This is a genomic window from Paracoccus marcusii (genome assembly GCF_006151785.1).
GTDB lineage: Bacteria > Pseudomonadota > Alphaproteobacteria > Rhodobacterales > Rhodobacteraceae > Paracoccus > Paracoccus marcusii.
This window is the reverse complement of the sequence record NZ_VDDD01000238.1, coordinates 1-1,609: the sequence shown is the minus strand read 5'-3', so window position 1 is coordinate 1,609 and position 1,609 is coordinate 1. Positions and strand designations below refer to the sequence as shown.

The 1,609-nt window shown below is 72.5% G+C and carries 2 protein-coding genes; both read right to left on the bottom strand.

The window, feature by feature from the left end:
• Positions 1-966, bottom strand: a 966-nt coding sequence (locus FHD68_RS18475) for a glycosyltransferase family 4 protein (RefSeq protein ID WP_244297987.1), incomplete at its 3' end; no start/stop codon positions are given.
• A partial coding sequence (locus FHD68_RS18470) for a lysylphosphatidylglycerol synthase domain-containing protein (RefSeq protein WP_208863815.1) occupies positions 963-1,609 on the bottom strand: 647 nt, incomplete at its 5' end. The genes FHD68_RS18470 and FHD68_RS18475, both read right to left, overlap by 4 nt.

The window sequence follows — 1,609 nt, the reverse complement described above, 5'->3', positions numbered from 1 at the left end:
GGCCGCCCGTGCGGCACGCTCGGCCGGGTCGGTCAGCATGCGGCGCAGCGCCTGCGCCAGCGCGGGCGCATCGTCGGGTGCGACCAGCAGGCCCGCATCGGCCGGAACCGTTCCCGGCACCGCGCCCGCACGCGTGCTGACGATGGGCAGGCCATGGGACAGCGCCTCGTCGAAGACGATGCCGTAACCCTCGTACCGGGTCGCCAGCGCAAAGATCGAGGCTGTTCGGTACAGGTCCGCCAGGCGATCCGCCTCGACCCGCCCGGCCAGTTCCAGCCGTCCATCCAGTCCGCTGGCGGCGATCTGCACCTGCAGGTCGACCACATGGGCCGCGTCCCAGGGGTTGCCCACGATCACCGCCTGCCAGTCCAGATCGGCCAACGCCGCCAGCGCGGCGATCAGGACATCATGACCCTTGCGAGGGTGCAGGATGCCCACCGACAGGATCAGCGGCGGGTCCTGCGTCGTGGGGGGCTGTTCCGGGCGGTCGGTGCCGGGGCGGGCGACGGTGATCCGGTCGGCGGGCACATCATAGCGGTCGACCAGCATGTCGCGCGTATGCGGGCTGGGCACCATCACATGGCGCGCATGGGCCAGGTTCGCGCGCTCGGTCTGCCACAGATGGTCGGCCAGATCGGCGGGCAGGGCGCTTTCCTGGGCCAGGGGATGATGGATCATCGCCACGATGGGCGCGCGGATCGCGGCCACCCCCTGCGGGTCCAGCGCGCCAAAGGCCAGCCCGTCGATGATCACCGGCCGATCCGCGGGCAGCGCCTGCAGCGCGTCCAGCGCCTGGCGCATGTCGCTGTCGGACGGGGTGGGAAAGCTGTCGGGCAGGGCCAGGACATCGACATGCCGGCCCTGGTCGCGCAGCCCCTGCACCATCCGGCGGTCGTAGATATAGCCGCCGGTCAGGGTGGTGATGTCGCCCGGCAGGGCAAAGGTCAGGGTCTTTGGGTCGATCACGGGTCTGCCTGTATGGCTGCGGGGGCGGGACGGTTGACGCGGCGCCGCGCCAACAGGACCAGCAGCCCCGGCAGGGTGCTGGCCAGAAACATCAGGCCGAAGGCCAGGCTGGCGGCAAGCCCCGCCTGCGCGCTGGCGCCGATCAGGGGGAACAGCCCGGCGGCCGCACCCTCGCGCAGACCCCACCCGCTGACGGTCAGCGGCAGGATCATGGTCAGCAGGATCAGCGGCACCAGAACGGCGGTCTCGACCGGGGACATCATGGTGCCGGTGGCCGCGGCGCAGAAGGCAAAGGCCGCAAGGTTGGCCCCGGTGATCGCCAGGTTCAGCGCCACCTGACGCGGCAGGGCGCCCGGCGCCAGCAGCGTGACGCGCAACGCGCCCCGCAGATCGCGTGCGGCGGTGCCCGCGCGCCCAGGCAGCTGTCCCGCACCGCCGATGGCCAGCATCGCGATCAGCGCGCCGCTCTGCAATGCGCCGATCAGGCCCATGACCCAAGACGGCAACGTCAGCCCGCCCGGCATCAGCGTCACGGTCAGCGCGCCCGCCGCCAGCACCAGGAACAGCGCGACCTGGCCCGCCAGGCGCTCGATCGCGACGGCGGCACCGGCGCGGCGCAGGCCCGCCTGATGACGCGCGCGGA